The sequence below is a fragment of the Streptomyces cahuitamycinicus genome (assembly GCF_002891435.1).
Taxonomy (GTDB): Bacteria; Actinomycetota; Actinomycetes; order Streptomycetales; family Streptomycetaceae; genus Streptomyces; species Streptomyces cahuitamycinicus.
This window is the reverse complement of the sequence record NZ_POUC01000662.1, coordinates 1-3,014: the sequence shown is the minus strand read 5'-3', so window position 1 is coordinate 3,014 and position 3,014 is coordinate 1. Positions and strand designations below refer to the sequence as shown.

Below are 3,014 nucleotides of genomic sequence, written 5' to 3'. Positions count from 1 at the left end.
CAGAACGAGAGCCAGTACACCCTCCCCGTCGGCCTTGCACTGGCCAGCAGCGGACAAACCTTCACCCGCTTCGGCATCCTGCTCGCCGGCGCCATGGTCGTTCTGCTGCCGGTGATGATCGTCTTCCTGCTCTTCCAGCGACAGTTCGTGGCGGGCATCGCCACCACCGGCCTGAAGTGACACCCCGGCTCCCGCCCCGCCGCTCCATGCCGTACCGGTCCCGCCCAGAGCGGCGGACGGACGGCACGCGCGCCCCGCCGCGCCGGGCGGCAACGCTCGCGCGACGAAGCACTCACCGTCGCCCATCAACTCTCTGATCTGTGACGACTCATCTCTTGGAGAACACCGTGGGACAGCCGGTCCACTCTGCCGCGTACCTGGATCCGGAAGCGTCCGTGGAAGCGAGAACCGACGACTTGCTGTCCCGGATGACCCTGCCGGAGAAGGTCGGGCAGCTGCTGATGCTCGACGCACAACACGGGGACCTGGCGGACATCGTGTCGGCCAAGCTGGCCGGGGCAGTCCTGCATGTGTCTCCCGACCTCATGCCGCAGGCCATGGATCTGGCCCGACAGACACGACTCGGCATCCCGCTGCTGACAGCCGACGACGGCATCCACGGCCACTCGTTCTGGCCGGGCGCGACCATCTTCCCGACCCAGCTGGCCATGGCCTGCACCTGGGACCCCGCCTTGCTCCACCGGGTGGCACGTGTCGCCGCGACCGAGATCGCGGCGACCGGAATCCACGGGACGTTCTCCCCGGTGCTGTGCATCACCCGGGACCTGCGCTGGGGCCGGATCAACGAGACGTTCGGCGAGGACCCGTTCCTGATCGGTGAACTCGGGGCGGCGATGGTGCGCGGCTACCAGGGGGAAGGGCTCAGCGACACGACGGCCGTGCTGGCGTACGCCAAGCACTTCGCGGGCTACTCCGAAACCCTGGGTGGGCGCGACGCGAGCGAAGCCGATCTCAGCCCGCGCAAGCTGCGCTCGTGGTTCCTACCCCCGTTCGAGCAGGCGGCCCGGGCCGGCTGCCGCGGCTTCATGCTCGGGTACCAGTCGATCGACGGCGTGCCCATCACCGCCAATGAGTGGCTGATCAACGATGTACTCAAGGGCGAGTGGGGCTTCACCGGGACGCTGGTGACCGACTGGGACAACGTCGGCCGGATGGTCTACGACCAGCGGACCTGCGCCGACCACGCCGAAGCGGCGGCGGTCGCCGTCAACTCCGGGAACGACCTCGTCATGGCCACACCGCAGTTCTTCGAGGGCGCCCAGGAAGCGGTCGCCCGCGGCCTGGTCGAGGAGAAGCAGATCGATGACGCGGTACGGCGGGTTCTGCGGCTGAAGTTCGAGCTCGGGCTCTTCGAGGACCCTCGCATCCCCGACCCGGAGCGGCAGGCGCGGGTGATCGGCTGCCGCGAACACGCCGACCTCAACCTCGAGACCGCCCGACGCTCCCTGGTGCTGCTGCGCAACGACGGGATCCTGCCCCTCGAGGGCGGGCTGACGTCGGACGGAACGGGGCGCGCCGTGAGCCGGGACAAGGCGCGGACGATCGCGGTCATCGGCCCCAACGCCGACAGCACGCAAGCCATGCTCGGCGACTGGGCGGGTGCCACCGGCCAGGTCCCGTGGATGCCCGAAGGACATCCACGCGAGTCGGTGGAGACGGTGCTCGACGGTTTGCGCGCCGTCGCGCCGGCCGACTGGACCATCACGTACGCCCGCGGAGCCGACATCGAAAGCCCCGCCTCCAACTCCGAGTGGTCCCTGGGGCCCGACGGCCAACCGCAGCCGGCCGTTTTCACCCCCGCCCCGGTCGACCAGGCCCAGCTTCGGGAGGCTACGGCCGCGGCGGAGGCCGCCGACTACGCCGTCGTGGTCGTGGGGGACACCATCGCTCTCACCGGCGAGGTGCGCTCCACGGCCACGCTCGACCTCCAAGGGGGCCAGATCACCCTGCTGGACGCGGTCGCCGCCACCGGCACACCGATGATCGTCGTACTCGCCCAGTCCAAGCCGAGCACCCTCCCGGACTCGGCACTCAACGCCGCAGCTCTCATCGAGGCGTTCAACCCGGGCATGCGCGGTGGCCGCGCCGTCGCCGAACTCCTCCTCGGACTCGTCGAACCCAGCGGCCGGCTCCCGGTCTCCTTCGCCCGTCACGTCGGCCAACAACCGGTCTTCTACAACCAGGTGCGAGGCCAGCACGGGAGCCGCTACGCGGATCTCACCCAGGACCCCCTGTTCGCGTTCGGCGAGGGCCTCACCTACACCACCGTCACCTACACCGACCTGGTCGTGCACGACCAGGAGGTCACCGCTGACGGCACCGTCAACGCGACGGTCCGACTCACCAACAGCGGCAGCCGTCCGGCCCTGGAAACGGTCCAGGCGTACATCAGCGACCTGACTACCAGCGTCACTTGGGCCGAGCAGGAGCTGAAGGGCTTCACCCAGGTGGAGATCGCTCCCGGCGAAATCCGGGACGTCGACATCAGCGTCCCTGCCGCGCACTGCTCACTCGTCACGGCCGACAACCGCCGCGTCGTCGAACCTGGTGAGTTCGCACTCCACGTCGGCCCCAGCTCACGACGGGAGCAGCAGCTGAGCGTGGAATTCCGCATCCGGACCTGAAGCCCGCAGCCAGACATGATCCCGCGTCCGGACCTGAAGGCCGTATCCGGACACGAAGGCCGCGGGTGGCCTCGAAGACCCCCGCCCCGCCGGCCCGCCGCCCCGCCGATCAGAGGGCCGGCGGGGCGGGCTCCCTGCCACACCGAAAGGCGCGCGTGTGTCCATCCCACCCCGCGATCCGCACTGCCCCGTGGCGCACCTGCGCCCGCCCCGCAACTGGATCAACGACCCCAACGGGCTGGTCTTCCACGACGGCTACTACCACGTGTGCTACCAGTACAACCCGTCCGGAGCGACCCACGCGAACATGCACTGGGGCCACTTCCGCAGCCCCGACCTGCTGACCTGGGAGCCGCTGCCGATCGCCCT

The 3,014-nt window shown here is 69.6% G+C and carries 1 protein-coding gene and 2 pseudogenes; all 3 read left to right on the top strand.

Annotated features, from left to right (window positions below; genetic code table 11):
- Positions 1-180, top strand: a pseudogene (locus C1J00_RS41185) (carbohydrate ABC transporter permease); the annotation flags it as partial.
- A gap of 167 nt (positions 181-347) precedes the next feature.
- On the top strand, positions 348-2,645 hold the full coding sequence (locus C1J00_RS41180; RefSeq protein WP_102913946.1) for a glycoside hydrolase family 3 N-terminal domain-containing protein: 2,298 nt from the start codon (positions 348-350) through the stop codon (positions 2,643-2,645).
- A gap of 157 nt (positions 2,646-2,802) precedes the next feature.
- Positions 2,803-3,014: pseudogene (locus C1J00_RS41175) on the top strand (glycoside hydrolase family 32 protein); the annotation flags it as partial.